The sequence below is a fragment of the Flavobacterium aquatile LMG 4008 = ATCC 11947 genome (genome assembly GCF_000757385.1).
Classification (GTDB): Bacteria; Bacteroidota; Bacteroidia; order Flavobacteriales; family Flavobacteriaceae; genus Flavobacterium; species Flavobacterium aquatile.
Genome location: NZ_JRHH01000006.1, coordinates 73,474 through 92,364 on the forward strand (window position 1 = coordinate 73,474; position 18,891 = coordinate 92,364).

Here is an 18,891-nt window from a genome sequence, read left to right on the forward strand (position 1 = left end):
CAGAATCGACTTAAAAAAATCTTGAAGAAAACTTTGAAGGTTTTTCTGTGGATTATTGGTTCATTTTTAACTTTATTCCTACTACTAGTTCTTGCACTTCAAATTCCTGCGGTTCAAAATTTTGCTAAAAACAAAGCCGTAACTTATTTAGAAGGAAAAATTAATACAAAAGTTGCTATTGATAGAATAGAAATCGGACTTCCTAAGAAAGTAATTCTTGAAGGTTTCTATTTTGAAGACCAACAAAAAGACACACTTCTTGCTGGAAAAAAATTAGCTGTTGATATTAGTTTATTCCAATTATTGAATAATAAAATCGAAATTAATTCGGTTGATTTACAAGATATTACTGCGAAAATTTCTCGTGATGAAAACGCAACATTTAACTTTGATTATATCATCAAAGCATTCGCATCACCACCAAAACCAGAAGATAATTCGCAGCCTATGGAATTTTCTATCGATAAAATAAATATCGATAAAGTAAAATTCAAGTACTCCGATGCGACTTCCAAAAATGATATTTCGGTAAACCTAAATCACTTTGATACTAGAATAAAAACGCTCGATTTAAACAAAATGGAATTCGATATTCCAAAAGCTAAAATCGACGGACTAAAACTGAAATTGAAACAAGGAATTGCTTCGGCAAAAACTAAAAAAGATACTTCCAAAAAATCATCCGAAACTAATTTAAATTTAAAATTAGGCAAAGTCGATTTGTCTAAAATTGATGTCGTTTATGAAAATGAAGCTTCAAAATTAAATACTAAAATCAACCTTGAAAAACTAAATGTAGCTTTCAATTCTATTGATTTGAAAAAAGAATTAATTGATATTGAAACTCTAGAATTATCCAATACAAAAGGTACTTTAGAACTAGGGAAAATTGAAAAAATTATAAATCAAAACGAGGTTGCTTCTACTCCATCTTCTTCAAACTGGAAAATAAAAGTAAAAAAAGCCGATTTGAAAAAAGTCGATTTTAAATTTGATGATGCAAGCTCTGTTGCTACAAATAAAGGTGTTGATTACAAACATTTAGACATTCAAAATTTTAATCTAAATGCTGAAAATATTGATTACAGTGAGCAAAATACTTCGGGAAAAATAAATTCGCTAACCGTAAAAGACAAAAGCGGATTAAACATTCAAGCCTTAAAAACCGATTTTAATTACAATAACAATGGCGTTTCGCTAAAAAATCTAAATTTAAAAACGCTACAAACATCGCTAAAAGATGAAGTAATTGTAGGCTATGCTTCTGTGCAAAGTATTCAAGAAAATCTTGGTGAAATGAGTGTGAAAGCCAATTTAAAAAACAGCAAGATTGGTTTTAAAGACATTTTATTATTCGCACCAACATTAGAAAATATAAGTCCGTTTGATACAAACCCGAATGCGATTGTGTCTATAAATTCAGTTATTTCTGGTAAGCTAAATAATATTTCATTTCCAAATTTAGAAGTTTCAGGAATTGGAAGTACCAAAATTAAGGCTAGCGGTAAAATTGTAGGTTTTCCAGATATGAAGAAAGCGTATTTCGATTTGAACATAAAAAATTTAGAATCGAGTTCGAAAGATGTGGCGCAATTTGTACCAAAAGGAACGATTCCGAGTAGCATTCAATTGCCTGCAAATTTCAATACAAAAGGAACTTTTAAAGGAACAATCAACAATTTTGCAACCGATTTAAAATTGGTCAGCAGTTTTGGAAATGCCAAAATCAAAGCCACATTTGATCAAAGAAGAAAAGATTACGAAAAATATAATGCCCAAACCGAGCTAGATAATTTCGATTTAGGAAAGTTGATAAAGAATGATTCTATCGGAAAAATATCTTTAAAAGCCAATGTAAAAGGTTCTGGATTGAATCCGAAAACGGCAAATGCAACTGTTGATGGAACCATTTTGAAAGCTGATTTCAATGATTACGTTTATACCAATTTGAAATTAAAAGGAAAAATAAACAACGGATTATTCAATATAAAAGCCAACGCTAACGATCCAAATTTAACTTTTACTATGATTTCTGATGGAAGTTTTAGAGGTAAATATCCATCTGGAAAATTGAAATTAAATGTTGATATCGCCGATTTACGAAAACTTAATCTTCACGCTGGTGCGTTAAAATTGAGAGGCGAAATTGACGCAGATATTCAATCGGCTGATTTGGATTATTTGAATGGAAAAGTAAGCGCAAACAATTTTATAATCGCCAATGAAAAGGAACAATTTGTTTTAGATTCGATAAACATTATTGCAACTTCAACTGCTCAAAAGAACACATTATTAGTGAAATCGCAGTTTATGAACGCAGATATTAATGGAAAATACCAACTTTCTAAAATTGCAACAGCATTACAAAATTCGATATCCAAATATTACAACATCAATTCTAATTCTAAAAATAATCAAGTTAAAGACCAACAATTTGCTTTTAAAATTGATGTAAAAGACAATCCAATTCTGTTGAAATTTATCCCAGAATTAAAGAGTTTGTCGCCAATTGCGCTTTCTGGAAGATACAATTCGGTTAACGATTCGATAATTGTAAATGGTTCGATTCCAAAATTAGTTTATGGAACAAATACTATTTCTGGTGCGATTTTAAAAGTGGACACGAAAGATAATGCTTTGATTTACAGTTTGGTTGTAGATGATATTCAAAATGCAAGTTTTCAATTGCCTTTCACCAATATTACTGGAAAAGTAGAAAATAATATTGTCGATTATTCGGTACAATTAAAGGATTTGAAAAACAAAGAACGTTATTTAATTGTTGGAACTTTAAAATCGGAAAACGGAAACTCCGATATCAATTTGAATCCAACCAATCTAATTCTGAATTACGAAAAATGGAATTTATCCGAAGAAAATTTAATTCGAATAGGCAAAAACGGAATTTACGCCAACAATTTTGAGTTGAATAAAGATGGAAATTCGATTAAAATTCAATCCGAATCAACACAACCAAATTCACCTTTAGCAATTGATTTTAAAGATTTTGAAATAGAAACTATAACCAATATTGCACAAAAAAGTAATTTGCAAATTGGCGGAAAAATCAATGGAAATGCACAGTTGAAAGATTTAATGCAATCGGTAAAATTCACATCCGATTTAACGATTGATAATTTTACGTTTCAAAAAGATACGGTTGGAAATTTAAAAGTTAAAGTTGATAATCAGATTGCCAATACTTACAACGCTATTGTGGAAATTACTGGGTTTGACAATCAAGTAAATTTGGATGGAAATTACAAGACTTCAACTAGCAGTTTCGACTTGAATTTAGACATTCAAAAACTAAATGTAAAAAGTATTCAAGGTTTTAGTTTTGGGAACATTACCGAAAGTACCGGTTTTTTAAACGGCGATTTAAAAATTACTGGAACAGCCGAAAGCCCTAAAATTATTGGTGATTTAAAATTTAATGAAGTTGGATTTAAAGTAAAACAATTGAATGCCAAGTTCAAGTCAATGAACGACAATATTACTTTTACTGAGAACTTAATTTCCTTAGATAATTTCATTATAAAAGATGAAAAAAATAATGATTTAACCATCAACGGAACAATAAATAGTCAAAATATAACCAACGTTGGATTCGATTTAAAAGTAGATGCTGAAAATTTTAAAGCTATCAATTCTAAAGCTAAAGACAACGATTTATATTATGGCGAACTCTATTTAGACAACCATTTGACGATAAAAGGAACGATGGAAAGTCCTGTAGTTGAAGGTGATATAAAAATAAACAAAGACACCAAATTCACTGTAGTTTTACCACAATCTGATCCTTCAATCGCCGACAGAGAAGGAATTGTTGAATTTATTGACCAAGATCAACCGCAATTAATTACCAAAGTGGAGTTTGACGACGAATTAAGTCAGACCGAAATAAAAGGCATTTTGGCATCGGTAAATATTGAAATTGATAAAGATGCCGAAATATCTATAATTATTGATAAATCGAATGGAGATTTCTTAAAATTAAAAGGTGAAGCTGAATTGAATGGTGGCATCGATCCTTCTGGAAAAACAACTTTAACTGGACGATATGAATTTACCGAAGGTTCATATGAAATGAATTTTAATTTAATCAAACGAAAATTCGACATCAAAAAAGGAAGTTACATTCTTTGGACCGGCGAGCCAACAATGGCTGATATGAATATTACTGCCATTTACAAATCGGAAACTGCGCCAATTGACTTGGTAAACGATCAATTGGGTGATATGACGCCAGAAGAAAGAAACACTTATAAAGAACGAATTCCATTTGAAACTGAACTAAAATTAAACGGCGAATTACTAAAACCAGTTATTACTTTTGATATTGTTTTACCCGATGGAAACAATAACGTTTCTGCCGATGTAATTACTACAACTCAAGCCAAATTAGCGCAATTAAGACAACAACCCGATGAATTAAACAAGCAAGTTTTTGCTTTGTTATTACTTAATCGATTTGTTGGTGAAAATCCGTTTTCGAGCGAAAGTGGTGGCACAACAGCTTCTGGATTGGCTAGAGATAGTGCAAGTAAAATATTGTCGCAACAACTTAACAATTTTGCTGGCGATTTAATTTCGGGTGTTGAAATAAATTTTGATATCGAATCTACAGAAGATTATACAACAGGTCAAAAGGAAAATAAAACCGATTTGAATGTTGGAATTTCGAAAAAATTATTAAACGATAGATTAAAAGTTACCGTTGGAAGTAGTTTTGGACTCGAAGGCACACAACAAGCCAATCAAGAGGCTAATACTATTGCAGGCGACGTTTCATTAGATTATCAAATTACCAAAGATGGTCGTTATAAAGTTCGTGCTTATCGAGTAAACAAATACCAAGTTGCTTTGCAAGGACAGGTTGTAGAAACTGGAGTTGCCTTTATCTTAACTATCGATTACAACAAATTTCGTGAATTGTTTAGCAAGAGTAAAGAACAAAAAGCTAAAGCTAAAAAGAAGAAAGAAAATAAAAAGAAATCGGATGACTAATTTAAGACTAATTGGACTATTTTTTATAGTAGTTTTTATAGTTTCATGCAGCGGAACTAGAAGTTTGCCCGAAGGTGAATTGCTTTATGTTGGTGCAAAAGTAAAAGTTGAAGATACAGCTATTTCCAAAAAACAACGTAAAGAATTGAAATCGCAATTAGCTGATTTGGTGCGACCAAAACCCAACAAAACGTTTTTAGGAATGCGTCCAAAATTATTCTTTCACAATCTGGCAGGAGAAGTTACCAAAGAAAAAGGATTTTGGCATTGGCTAAAATTTACTGTTGGCGAACCACTAGTTTTGTTTAGTCAAGTAGATATGGAATACAACAGAAGCGTATTGCAAAATTTTTCTGAAAACAACGGTTACTTTAATACAAAAACTGAGGCAGATTCTACCAAATCTGGTAAAAAAGCTAGAGTAAAATATGTTGTAAAACCAGGTAAACAATATAAAATTAAATCAATTCAATTTCCAACAGATTCTACTGAATTGGCGAAAGCAATAAATCGAACACAACGCAGAAGCTTGTTGAAAGTTGGGCAACCTTACAGTTTAAATGTTATTAAGGCAGAACGCGAAAGAATTGATACTCGATTAAAAGAGAAAGGATTTTTCTATTTCAATGCCGATTATTTAAAGGTTCAAGTTGATAGCACAGTCGCCGATTATCAGGTAGATTTAATTCTGAAAATTAAAGACGAAACTCCACAAATTGCTACAAAACAATACCGAATCAATAACATAATTGTTTATCCAAATTATTCTGTAAACGCCGATAGTTTAAGCATTGCAACAGATTCATCGGTTGTGAGATACAGAGATTTCACTATAATTGATAAAGAAAATTTATTCAAACCAAGAATTTTTGACCGTTCCTTATATTTTAGAAAAGGCGATTTATACAATCGAACCGATCATAATTTATCTTTAAATCGATTGGTGAATTTAGGAACTTTTAAATTTGTAAAAAATCAATTTAAAGTGGCCGATACGACAGGAAATTATTTAGACACCTACTATTATTTAACACCGTTACCAAGAAAATCAATTCGCGTAGAAGTTTTGGCGAAAACCAACTCAGCCAATTATACTGGAACAGAATTGAACGTTAACTGGAGTAACAGAAATACGTTTCGTGGCGCAGAATTACTTACAATAACTGCTTTTGGTGGAATTGAAGTTCAGGTTTCTGGGCAAAATAATGGTTTCAATGTGTATCGATTTGGAATGGAAACCAATCTAATTTGGCCAAGACTTATTTCACCATTCAAATTAAAATCATCGAGTGGATTTGTTCCAAAAACGAAAGCCACTTTGGGATACGAATTTCAGAACCGAACGCAATTGTATTCACTTCAAACATTAAAAGGTTCGTTTGGTTATTTGTGGAAAGAAAACGCTCGAAAAGAACATCAATTAAACGTTACCGAAATCACGTATGCAAGTCCGCAAAATGTTACTTCATTATACCGATCGCAAATTGTTGACAATCCATCATTAGAAAAAGTAATCGAAAAACAATTAATATTCGGTCCAACTTACAGTTATACTTATACCAATACAGCTCAAAAAAGAAAGAAAAATACGTTTTATTATAGAGCTTCCATCGATTTATCTGGAAATTTAGTCGGATTATTATCAGGTTCAAATATCAAAAATGGTGATACAACCAAAGTTTTTGGAGTTCCATTTAGTCAATTTCTAAAAGTAGAAAGTGATTTTAGACATTACTATAAATTAGGTAAAAAGTCTCAAATAGCAAGCAGATTCATTGTTGGCGCTGGTTATGCTTATGGAAACTCAGAAGAAATGCCTTTCATCAAGCAATTTTTTATTGGTGGAACAAACAGTATCAGAGCGTTTCAAGCACGTTCGCTCGGACCAGGAACTTTTAGACAAGAAGATACTTCAACTTTTTTAGCCGATCAATCTGGTGATTTAAAACTAGAATTAAATACGGAATATCGAGGTAACATTTACAGTTTTGTCGACGGAGCTTTATTTGTCGATGCAGGAAATATTTGGCTTATGAATACTAATCCAGATAAAGCTGGATCGAAATTTTCAAGTGATTTTTTAAATGAATTAGCCGTTGGCGTTGGTGCTGGATTACGATTTGACTTTGACTTTTTAGTCCTTCGAACAGATTTAGCATTTCCAATAAGAAAACCGTATTTACCCGATGGACAACGATGGGTTTTAGACCAAGTAAACCTTGGAAGTGGCTCGTGGAGAAAAGAAAATTTGGTCTTTAACTTAGCAATTGGTTATCCGTTTTAAACCGGTTTTATTTCTGATTTTCTAAATAGAAATCGTTCGTTAAAAATAACTATCGAAAGTAATATTAACGAATACGATATAATTTGGTTAAACGTAATTTCTTCATGAAAATAGAAAATTGCTAGTACAAAATTCAGTAATGGATTGGTGTACATCAAAATTCCTACTGCCGAAGAATTCATCCCTTTCAAGGCATACAAATTAAGATATAACGGAATTATTGTAAACAAAACAACGATCACCATCAACAAGATATAAAACAATGATTCTGTTGGAATTGCTGCTGAATACGATGGAAAAAAAGGCAAAATTACTAACGACGCAATAACCATTTGAAAGGTCAAAATCAGAAATTTATCAAAGACTATATTCTTTCGTTGACTGATTAAATACAATGCAAATGAAAAAGCAATAACCAAACTATAAGCTAATTCAGCCAAATTTCCGTAAGATAAAATACCACAACTTACAACACACAAAGCAACCGAAAACCATTGCCAATTGCTCAATTTTTCTTTCAAAATAAAGTAAGCCAAAATAGTAGTAACAATAGGACAAATTAAATAAGCAAACGAAGCAGATTTTAAACTGACATGATTCACTGCATAAATGAATAAAAACCAATTGAAAATTAATAGAAATCCGCCTAAAACAGTTAGAAATAAAAAACGATATTTGAGTTTTGATTCCAACTTTCTGAACGTTGCTAAATCATTTTTTACAATCGATTTTCTGAATAAAAGATTGATTACAAGCAAAATAACAGTTGCAAAAAAGATTCTATAGAAAAGAATATCCAATGATGGATAAATATGTAATGGTTTCAAAGCCAAACTAAAGAAACCCCAAATAACAAAAGCTGTTAATGCCGAAGCATAATATTTATTGATTTGCACGCTGTAAAATTTGCTGCAAAAGTACAGCAATACCCATCTAAAATTAATCCATTATAACATTTAATTAGGAATTAATTTATATCAGATTTACCAAAAAATTCTGGAAATCAAGTTCTTATTTTAAATATTTGACAGAAAATACAATTTTAAAATAAACAAAAATCAGTTTAACATTAAAATAATGAAAATTCAATAATTGTTTAGCTTATATTTGCTTCATAAACTAAACTTTTCATTTTATGGAAGAATGCATCTCGGTTTTTGATATGTTAAAAATTGGTGTTGGACCATCGAGTTCACACACACTTGGACCTTGGCGTGCAGCCGAACGATTTTTATCGGAATTAAGAACAGAAAACATTCTTCAAAACGTAACCCGAATCAAAGTCGATTTGTATGGTTCACTTTCGTTAACAGGAAAAGGACACGCAACCGATTTGGCTGTAATGTTAGGTTTGTCTGGACAAGATCCAGAATATATTCCTGTGCAAGATATTGATGGAATTATAAAAAATATCGAAAATAAAAACGAAATCAATTTGGGTAACGAAATTGTGGTTCCGTTTTACTTTTTACAAGACATTGTTTTCAACAAAAATTTCCTGCCTTTTCATGCCAACGGTTTGACTTTTACCGCTTTTTTATTAGACGATAAAGAATACCAAACTACCTTCTACTCTATCGGTGGCGGATTTGTGGTGAAAGAAGAACGTGTCAATGCCAAGAAAAAATTAGAAATAAAATGTGCGTTTCCTTTTCCAATTCAAAACGCTGAAGAACTTTTAAACTATTGTAATTCAGAAAAAAAATCTATTTCTGAAATTGTATATGAGAATGAAAAATCAATGCGAACTGAAGCAGAAATCGATCATGAATTAATGCGAATTTGGAACACCATGTTAGAATGCATGTACATCGGTTGTCATTCAGAAGGCATACTTCCAGGTGGATTAAATGTGCGAAGAAGAGCGTTTGACATGCATCAGGGTTTGATTGGTTTATCCAACTATAACAATCCTCAAGAATGGTTAGAATGTATTAGAAAAACCGAAGTTAAATTCCGTCAAATATTAAAATGGGTTTCCTGTTTTGCTTTAGCTGTAAACGAAGTAAATGCCGCTTTAGGAAGAGTTGTAACAGCGCCAACCAACGGAAGTGCTGGTGTTATTCCAGCCGTTTTAATGTATTATTTAGTAATTGAAAACCACGATGCTGGCGAAAAAGAAATCAAACAATTCTTGATGGTTGCTGGCGAAATTGGAAGTATTTTCAAAAAAGGTTCTACGATTTCTGCAGCAATGGGCGGATGTCAAGCAGAAATTGGCGTTTCATCAGCTATGGCAGCAGCCGCACTATGCGAAGTTATGGGCGGAACTCCAGATCAAGTACAAATGGCAGCCGAAATTGCCATGGAGCATCATCTTGGTTTAACTTGTGATCCTATTGGTGGTTTGGTTCAAATTCCGTGTATCGAAAGAAATACGATGGGTGCAATAAAAGCAATAAATGCAGCGGAACTGGCCATGGAAACCGATGCAAAAAACGCAAAAGTTCCTTTGGATAAAGTAGTCAATACCATGTGGAAAACAGCACAAGATATGAATTCTAAATACAAAGAAACTTCTGAAGGCGGTCTTGCAATAGCAGTAAATATGGCTGATTGCTAATTCTTCTCTTTTGGATCGTCTTGATTTTCTGGACTTGAATTGGGATACCTTTTTTTGGTAATATCGAAATTCTTATCTCTGTTTTCAAGCATTACTTTACCAACTTCTTCTTTTGCAGTACTTGGTTTTGTGCTTAAAGTCTTATTAGTTTCAGGTTCACAATTTTGTTCATCATGATCTGTATTTCTTGCTCTTTGTACAATTTTTGTAACTCCATTTTTATCGGTTTCCATCTCAGATTTCATTAAAGAATCTGACTGATTTTCCTGGTTCAATTCCGATATAATATTGCTATTGCTTTGCTTGTTGTTCATTTTTTTAGAACCTAAATCGTTATCTTCCATGACCTAAATGTTTAAATTATTGAAAGATAAAGTTATTCTAAATCATTATTTTTAATGTTACATAATTCCTAATTAATGTATCAAAAATCCAACTTTAAACCATTCCCAATTTAAAATAAAAAGTACTTCCTAAGCCCAATTCACTTTCAACACCGATAGTTCCACCCTGAGCTTCTATAAACTCTTTAGAAATAGCTAAACCCAATCCAGTTCCCGATTTATGACTTCCTGGAATTTGGAAATATTTGTCAAAAACTTTCGACTGGTACCGCTTATCAATTCCTTTTCCTTTATCAGTAACTTGAAAAACAATCTGATTATTCTCTTGTTTCAATTTTACAGTTACAATACTATCTTCCGAGGAATAACGAATAGCATTTGTCAAGAAATTAATCAAAACCCATGATGATTTTTCGCTATCTGCTTTTACTTCTGACAGCTTATTTTCAAATTCCAAAACAACTTCAATCTGTTTTTGCTCAGCTTGAACTTTTACAGCTTCAATAGCATATTTTGCAATATCATTCGGACTACTTTTTTCTATATTCAGCTGAATGTTTCCAGTTTCAACTTGAGATAATTCTAATAATTCTCCAGTAATTTTCAATAGACGCTGACTATCTTCTTTAATGCTGTCAATCAGTTGCTTTTGGTCATCATTTATAGTTCCAGTTGAAGTATTTTCAAGCAATTGCAAACTCATTTTGATGGAAGAAATTGGTGTTTTCAATTCGTGTGAAACAGTTGCAATAAAATTTGTTTTTGCAAAATCCAATTCTTTGAAAATGGTAATATTTCTCAGTATGATTACATTTCCAATATCAATTAATTGGTCTTCTCCGGTAGGTTTTATAGTGATGTTTACATTTTCTTTTTCGAAATAACTTTCCTTTCCATCAGCAAAAATCTTCATCGGATGTGCTTTTGGACTTTCTAATTCGTTTATGATTAGCGACTTCATCAAATCATTTTTCAGTGCTAATGTTGTAGCCAATTGACCAATAACTTCATCTTGCTTTAATCCGATGATTTTCAAGGCTTCATCATTTACAAACAGTATGATTCCCTGATTGTCCAAACCAATAATTGGATCGTGCATATTGTTAATCAAGGTTTCTAAACGTTTCTTTTCGAATGTCAATTTGTGCAAACTACTATTAGAATATTCCTCCAATTTTTCTGCCATCGAATTAAATGATTTTGCCAAATCTCCATATTCATTATGATCCCGAAAATGAACCCGTTCGGAGTAATTTCGATTAGCAATTTGCTTGATGCTTTCCGTCAATTCCTTTATCGGATTAGCAATATTATTTGGCAAATTAACTAACAAATTAAAAGCAATTAAAAAACATAAAGTTCCAACAATTGCAATCCATAAATTGGCAGTTTCGGCTGTGTGTTTTGCGATATCACTCTTAACTTTTATGGCATTCATATTGAGTTTCATAATCTCAAAAATGTCTTGCCTAATTTTGCCTTTTATAGTTTCATCTGAAGTATTTTTTTCTAATAATTGAAAGTTTTTCTGAAGATTGTAAGTCACTTTATCTTCGCCAATTTCGGTAATATTCTCCAATTGTTTCTTTAAATTGGTTTCAAAAAGAAGAATGGCTTTTGGTTCATCTTTAGAAATTTCATCCAAAGAAGAAAGCATATTTCTTGAGTATTCCAAAGTTATATAGTTGGCTTTCAAGATGTTTTCGGTGTCTTTTTTAATCGAAAAAACATAAAAAGCACTAACCAAGGATAGGATAATTATTAAAGTAAATAATAATCCAACACTGAGATTTAATTTGGTTTTAATTTTCATTTTAAGAGAGAATTACTAAGTCAACACTCGATTTCGACAAACTATTCAATAGTCGTCTAAAAATAGTGGTAGACAAAATTACTTTAAATAAATTGAAATGCGGTTTTCCAATACAAACGGTTGTGATGTTTTTTTGCTCGACGATTTTCAGCATTGCATCGGTGATATTTGAACTTTCAATTTTAATAACTTCGGCACCTAGTTGTGTGGCCAATTTGAAATTATTAATTAAATGACGTTGTTTGTCTAATGCAATTTTATTCGGACTTTCCTTTGGAGTTTCTACATACAAAACGTACCAACTTCCGTTGTAATAACTGGCTAATCGCGCAGCTTTTCTGATTACAATTTTGGCTGTTTTATCATTACTACTAATACATGCCAATAGTTTTTCGTGTTTTAAAGCAAGGTTTTTCGGAACTTCATTTTCTACTTTTCGAACCACTTGACTCGCAACTTCTTTCAATGCCAGTTCCCGCAATTGCAGAATTTGATCCGCTTTAAAAAAATTAGCTAACGCGGTTTGGATTTTATCCTGTGTATAAATTTTTCCTTCTTTCAGACGCGAAATTAAATCCTCTGAAGTCAAATCGATATTTACAACTTCGTCCGCCAATCGCAACACATTATCTGGAACTCGTTCTTGAACATCAACTCCTGTAATACGTTTGACATCTTCGTTCAAACTCTCAATATGCTGAATGTTCACCGCAGAAATTACGTTAATTCCAGCTTCAAGAATTTCCAGAACATCTTGCCAACGCTTTTCATTTTTACTTCCTTCAATGTTGGTGTGCGCCAATTCATCCACAATCACAACTTCCGGACGCAAATTGATGATCGCCTGCACATCCATTTCCTCCAGATTTTTTCCTTTGTAGAAAATACTTCTTCTTGGAATTATTGGCAAACCATCAAGCAATTCGTGTGTTTCCTTACGAAAATGAGTTTCGATATAGCCAATTTTAATGTCAATTCCGTTTTTTAAAAGCGTGTGAGCTTCCTGCAACATACGAAACGTTTTACCCACACCAGCACTCATACCAATGTAAATTTTGAATTTTCCTTTACGTGATTTCTGAATTAAATCAAGGAAATGCAGGGCGTTATTTTGTTTTTCTTGTTCCATGTTTCACTGTTTTCAACGAAATAATCTATTATAATTTGCCACAGATTAAAATGATTTTCACAGATTTCAAAAATCCTTTTAATCCTATTAATCTGTGGCTAAAAAATTAAAACGAAATCGCCAAAGAAGTCGTTAAAAAAGTATTGTTATCCGTTGGATTTCCATCTTTCAAAAATACTTCGTCTTTACTTGCCAAGTTTCTAGCTTCAATTCTAAACATCACGTTATCAGAAACTAAATAATCAAAATTTGCAGAAAATCCGTAGGTTTTAAATCCGTTTTCAGTTCCAGTTGCAATGATTACGCCTTCTTTGTCTTGGTAATATTCACCTCGAACAGCGATTTGAGTTTTGGCTGTTGGCTTGTGTTGCAAAATTAAAATTGGCGAATACCAAACATCATAATCGCTACTTCCATTCAAGGTTTGTTGTGCTCCAATATCAAATCCAGCAGTTAAATTGGTCTTATCAGAAAATTTAAATTGTCCATAAAAATTATTGAAATACCTCCATTTTCTGTCGTTATCGGGTTGTTCATTCCCAATATAAGTACTCCAATTCAAAGTCGTTTTTCCACTTGGTTTGTACGTAATCTGAGTTCCAAAAGCAGGTGTTTGATTTCCATCAATCTTCTGAATTCGTTGCCAGCCATTCAAATACATTACTGCCAAATACCATTTTTCCGATTTAGAAGTATATCCAATTTTGGCTCCAGCTTCATAATAAGGCGAATTATCAGCCAAAATACTTCTAGTTAATGTTTGGCAATCCTTTCCAATCGCGCTTTCAAAACCAATGTGCGATGGCATAATTCCAGCATCAATCCACAAATTATGTTTCGAGGAAATTTTTACACCAACATTTGCTTCATACACATTTTGCAATAAATCTTGCTCCGCTGCCAAGTTATATTCGGCATAAGTTCCGGCCATAATCGCCAAATTTCCACGCACGTTATCTTTTGCATAATTCACTTTTGCAAAACCTAGATTCAGGTTCAACTCGTTGTGCTTGTTGTGGCTGTACACAAAACCTGGTCTCAAATGATTGTCTGGATTTCCAAAGTCATAACTGTAATACGTTTCAATATATCCCGAAAACGTCAAAGGACTTTTCTCTTTTGCTACTTCTTGAGCGTTAACAGTTGTAATTCCCAATGCTACAAGAGCAGTAAATACTATTTTTTTCATTTTGTTTATTAATTTTTATTTGAAGCTAATCCAGCTATCCACTATATCTTTGGGTTCGAACAACGAACCCAAAGGATGCCGTTTCTATCTGGGCTAGGGCTTTTCGTTTTTAAAGACTTTTTATTTTAATTTATCCAATTCAATATTCAATTGCAACACATTTATTTTTTCAGTACCCAACATTCCTAAAAGTGGCTTTTCGGTGTTTTGTTTGATTATTTCTAACACTTTTTCTTCCGAAATTTTTCTACTTTCAGCAATACGTTTCGCCTGAACTTTCGCACCTTGAACCGAAATATTTGGATCCAATCCACTTCCAGAAGCTGTTACCAATTCAGATGGAACTTCACTTCTTTTCACCGATGGATTTTTAATCAAAAAACTATCAATTCTAGTTTCTACTTCTGCAAGATAATCAGGATTATTTGTTCCTTTATTACTTCCTCCAGAACCTGCGGCATTATAATCTACTGCCGATGGACGTGACCAAAAGTACTTATTTTCTACAAATTTCTGAGCAACATTAATGTGATGATTTTTTCCGTTCACGGTTACAATTTCACCATTTCCTTGATTAGGAGCCAATTGTGCAATTCCAAGAATACTCATTGTATAAATTCCGGAGAAAAACACTGCACAGAACAGTGTTAATCGAATTGCTGGTATTATATTTTCTTTCATAATTTCTATTTTTTAAACAAATAATGACACTACTAAATCAATCAATTTTATTCCAATAAACGGAATGACTACACCACCAATTCCGTAGATAAATAAATTTCTACGCAACAAGGCCGAAGCACCAATTGGTTTGTAAGCAACACCTCGCAATGCTAATGGAATAAGGAATGGAATAATAATCGCATTAAAAATTACTGCTGATAAAATCGCACTTTCTGGACTGTGTAATCCCATAATATTCAAACCCTGTAACGCCGGAATCGCAGTAATGAAAAGTGCCGGAATAATAGCAAAGTACTTCGCAACGTCATTCGCAATTGAGAATGTTGTAAGCGTACCTCTTGTCATTAAAAGTTGTTTTCCAATTTCTACAATTTCAATTAATTTGGTTGGATCATTATCTAAATCAACCATATTCCCAGCTTCTTTCGCTGCTTGCGTTCCGCTGTTCATGGCAACTCCAACATTTGCTTGAGCCAAAGCCGGCGCATCGTTTGTTCCGTCACCCATCATGGCAACCAATCTTCCTTCGGCTTGCTCTTTTTTGATGTAGTTCATTTTATCTTCTGGTTTGGCTTCGGCAATGAAATCATCAACACCAGCTTTTTCAGCGATAAATTTAGCAGTCAAAGGGTTATCTCCTGTTACCATTACCGTTTTGATTCCCATTTTGCGCAGACGTTCAAAACGTTCTTTCATTCCGGTTTTGATAATATCTTGCAACTCAATCACACCTTGCACTTGATTGTTTTTGATCACTACTAATGGAGTTCCACCATTAGACGAAATATCAATTACTTTTTGCGCTGTGTCTTGTGGATAACTATTCCCGGCTGTTTCAGAAATATTTTTCGCTGCATCTTGCGCACCTTTTCTAATGTTAGTTCCATCTTTTAAAACCACACCAGAGGTTCTAGTTTCGGCTGTAAATTTGATTAAAGTTGCGCCTTCAATCGATAGTTTATTGGCAACATCTTGCCCAGCCAATTCTACAATACTTTTTCCTTCAGGCGTATCATCTGCAAGCGAACTCAACACGGCAGATTTTATAAAATCTTCTTGAGAAATTCCTTTTGTTGGATAAAAAGAAGTTGCTTTTCTATTACCAATAGTGATTGTTCCTGTTTTGTCTAAAAGCAACACATCAATGTCACCAGCAGTTTCTACCGCTTTTCCAGATTTTGTAATTACGTTCGCACGCAAAGCTCTATCCATTCCTGCGATTCCGATAGCTGATAATAATCCGCCAATAGTTGTTGGAATCAAACACACAAAAAGTGAAATAAATGCTGCTATGGTTATTGGTGCGTTAGCATATTTTGCAAATGGCGCTAATGTAACAGTTACAATAATAAATACTAAAGTGAATCCTGCTAATAAAATGGTCAATGCAATTTCGTTTGGTGTTTTTTGACGGCTTGCACCTTCTACCAACGCAATCATTTTATCAAGGAAACTTTCGCCTGGCTCTGATGTTACAATTACTTTAATTTTATCCGAAAGTACTTTTGTTCCACCAGTTACTGACGATTTATCGCCACCAGCTTCTCTAATTACTGGTGCACTTTCTCCAGTTATGGCACTTTCGTCAATTGTTGCCAAACCTTCGATAATTTCTCCATCGGTAGCAATAATATCTCCAGCTTCGCAAACAAAGATGTCACCTTTTTTCAATTGTGCAGACGAAATGGTCTGTCCGTTTTCTAATTTGGCAGGCGTTTCTTCACGCGTTTTTCTTAAACTGTCGGCTTGTGCTTTTCCTCTGGCTTCGGCAATAGCTTCGGCAAAATTTGCGAAAAGTAGTGTTAGAAATAAAACTAGAAAAACAGTAAAATTATAAGCAAAACTTCCTTGTGAACTTTCTCCGAATAAAATCCAAAGACATACAAAAAGCATAACGGCTGTTCCAATTTCAACAGTAAACATTACTGGATTTTTGAACATTATTTTGGGGTTTAGTTTCACGAAAGACTGTTTGAAAGCTTCGTTAACCAACTCTTTTTGAAATAAATTATTTTGAGATTTACTCATGATATTTTAATTATTTAGCTGAAAAATATTCAGCGATTGGACCTAAAGTTAAAGCTGGAAAGAACGATAAAGCTGCTACGATAAATATCACTGCAAAAACCATCAATCCGAAGGTAGATGTATCCGTTTTTAGGGTTCCGTTACTTTCTGGAATGTATTGTTTTTGGGCTAACATTCCGGCAATAGCAACTGGTCCGATGATTGGTAAATATCTCGCAAAAAGCATTACAACTCCAGTAGCAATATTCCAAAACGGAGTATTATCGCCTAAACCTTCAAATCCGCTTCCGTTATTTGCAGAGGATGATGTGAATTCGTATAACATTTCACTGAATCCATGATAACCAGGATTGGCCAACCAACCCGATAATGCTTCTGAATCTGATGCGTATAAATGACTCGCTAAAGCAGTTCCAACCAATATTAAAAATGGATGTAACAAAGCTATAAACATCGCGATTTTCATTTCTTTGGCTTCGATTTTCTTGCCTAAAAATTCTGGTGTTCTTCCGACCATTAATCCGCTGATGAAAACACCTAGAATAATGAAGATGTAAAAGTTCAAAAATCCCACTCCAACTCCGCCATAAAAACAGTTGATCATCATTCCAAGAAGTGTTGTCATTCCTGCAATGGGCGTCATACTGTCGTGCATAGCATTTACAGAACCATTACTGGTAACTGTTGTGTACGTCGCCCAATTTGCGGAAGCAGCAGCACCAAAACGGACTTCTTTACCTTCCATACTTCCCATATTTTGAGAAATTCCCATATTTGAAATAGCCGGATTTCCATTCATCTCGCTAATTACAGCAGGAATTAAAAGCACCAGAAAACCTAAGGTCATCACGCTGTAAATTGTCCAAGATAATTTTTTGCGTTTCAAGATAAAACCTAAAGCAAAAACCATCGCAATCGGAATTAAAACTATAGAAATATTCTCAACAATATTGGTTAAGTAATTTGGGTTTTCCATAGGATTGGCTGAATTCGGACCGTAAAATCCACCACCATTGGTTCCTAATTGTTTGATTGCCACAAAAGCGGCAACTGGACCACGACTCACATTTTGTTCGTTTCCTTCCAGAGTTGTGATGGTATCTTTTCCTTCAAAAGTCATTGGAGTTCCATTCATCACTAAGATTATGGCTACTACAAATGATAAAGGCAATAAAACTCTTGTACATGATCTAACGAAAAAACTGTAGAAATTTCCTAAAGTCGCAGACGTTTTTTCTTTCATAGCCATAAATACAGCGGCACAAATTGCCATTCCGCAACCAGCACTGATGAATTGCCAAAGCATCAAGGTCAACTGACCTAAATAAGACAATCCGCTTTCGCCAGAATAATGCTGTAAATTGGTATTGGTAATAAAGCTGACTGTTGTATTAAAAGCCAAATCACCACTCATGGAAGGATTTCCATCTGGATTTAAAGGCAACCAAACCATATTTGTTAAAACCAAAATCGAAATAACAAACCAAACAATATTGATAGTTAAAAGTGCTACCAAATGTTGTTTCCAGTTCATTTCTTTCGTTGGATTTATTCCTCCAATTTTAAAAAATAATTTATCAATTGGATTAAAAACTTTGTCCAACCACGTACTTTCATAGTTGAATATTTTGCCGATGTAACGACCAAGCGGAATGGCTAAAAGCATAACCAATCCGTACATGAAGATAATTCCTAATAGTTCTGAGTTCATTTTTAGAATTTTTCGGGTTTAAATAATACATAACAGATATAAAGAAATACTGCTATTGCGATGATGAAGAGTGCTGTCATAATTTAGATTTTTTCAAAAATTTCGATCATTTTAAAAAACAAAGCGAATAAAATCA

12 protein-coding genes are annotated in these 18,891 nt (G+C 33.2%); 3 read left to right on the top strand and 9 right to left on the bottom strand.

The features are described 5' to 3' along the window. Positions 1-21: 21 nt before the first annotated feature. Positions 22-5,010, top strand: a complete 4,989-nt coding sequence (locus LG45_RS14900; protein WP_035129158.1) for a translocation/assembly module TamB domain-containing protein — start codon at positions 22-24, stop codon at positions 5,008-5,010. Beyond that, positions 5,003-7,294 (top strand): translocation and assembly module lipoprotein TamL, encoded by a 2,292-nt coding sequence (gene tamL, locus LG45_RS14905; RefSeq protein ID WP_035129160.1) that lies wholly within the window; start codon positions 5,003-5,005, stop codon positions 7,292-7,294. The genes LG45_RS14900 and tamL overlap by 8 nt, the downstream gene beginning before the upstream one ends. Here tamL and LG45_RS14910 read toward each other — a convergent pair. Beyond that, positions 7,291-8,190, bottom strand: a complete 900-nt coding sequence (locus LG45_RS14910; protein ID WP_035128638.1) for an EamA family transporter — start codon at positions 8,188-8,190, stop codon at positions 7,291-7,293. The two genes, tamL and LG45_RS14910, sit on opposite strands and share 4 nt — an antisense overlap. Before the next feature lie 239 nt (positions 8,191-8,429). Between LG45_RS14910 and LG45_RS14915 the strand changes: the two genes are divergently transcribed. Further along, a complete protein-coding gene (locus LG45_RS14915; protein WP_035128640.1) occupies positions 8,430-9,857 on the top strand; it encodes an L-serine ammonia-lyase in 1,428 nt (475 codons plus the stop codon). Here the strand turns inward: LG45_RS14915 and LG45_RS14920 are convergent. From LG45_RS14920 to LG45_RS16325, 8 genes are all read right to left on the bottom strand, one after another. After that, the gene (locus tag LG45_RS14920) at positions 9,854-10,201 is read right to left on the bottom strand and encodes a hypothetical protein (RefSeq protein WP_035128642.1); all 348 of its coding nucleotides are present in this window, start codon (positions 10,199-10,201) and stop codon (positions 9,854-9,856) included. The two genes, LG45_RS14915 and LG45_RS14920, sit on opposite strands and share 4 nt — an antisense overlap. A gap of 94 nt (positions 10,202-10,295) precedes the next feature. Then, the gene (locus LG45_RS14925; RefSeq protein ID WP_035128644.1) at positions 10,296-12,014 is read right to left on the bottom strand and encodes a sensor histidine kinase; all 1,719 of its coding nucleotides are present in this window, start codon (positions 12,012-12,014) and stop codon (positions 10,296-10,298) included. Between the two features lies 1 nt (position 12,015). Continuing rightward, positions 12,016-13,143 (bottom strand): histidine kinase, encoded by a 1,128-nt coding sequence (locus tag LG45_RS14930; protein WP_035128646.1) that lies wholly within the window; start codon positions 13,141-13,143, stop codon positions 12,016-12,018. 106 nt (positions 13,144-13,249) lie between these two features. Beyond that, positions 13,250-14,332: a porin gene (locus tag LG45_RS14935; RefSeq protein ID WP_035128648.1), complete on the bottom strand. Its 1,083-nt coding sequence runs from the start codon at positions 14,330-14,332 to the stop codon at positions 13,250-13,252. Between the two features lie 120 nt (positions 14,333-14,452). Further along, the gene (locus LG45_RS14940; RefSeq protein ID WP_035128650.1) at positions 14,453-15,013 is read right to left on the bottom strand and encodes a K(+)-transporting ATPase subunit C; all 561 of its coding nucleotides are present in this window, start codon (positions 15,011-15,013) and stop codon (positions 14,453-14,455) included. A gap of 12 nt (positions 15,014-15,025) precedes the next feature. Further along, positions 15,026-17,044, bottom strand: a complete 2,019-nt coding sequence (kdpB, locus tag LG45_RS14945) for a potassium-transporting ATPase subunit KdpB (protein ID WP_035128652.1) — start codon at positions 17,042-17,044, stop codon at positions 15,026-15,028. 10 nt (positions 17,045-17,054) lie between these two features. Beyond that, the gene (kdpA, locus tag LG45_RS14950; protein ID WP_035128654.1) at positions 17,055-18,755 is read right to left on the bottom strand and encodes a potassium-transporting ATPase subunit KdpA; all 1,701 of its coding nucleotides are present in this window, start codon (positions 18,753-18,755) and stop codon (positions 17,055-17,057) included. Positions 18,756-18,757: 2 nt separating this feature from the next. Beyond that, entirely contained in the window at positions 18,758-18,835 is a 78-nt protein-coding gene (locus LG45_RS16325; protein WP_081932100.1) for a potassium-transporting ATPase subunit F, read from the bottom strand. Between the last annotated feature and the right edge of the window lie 56 nt (positions 18,836-18,891).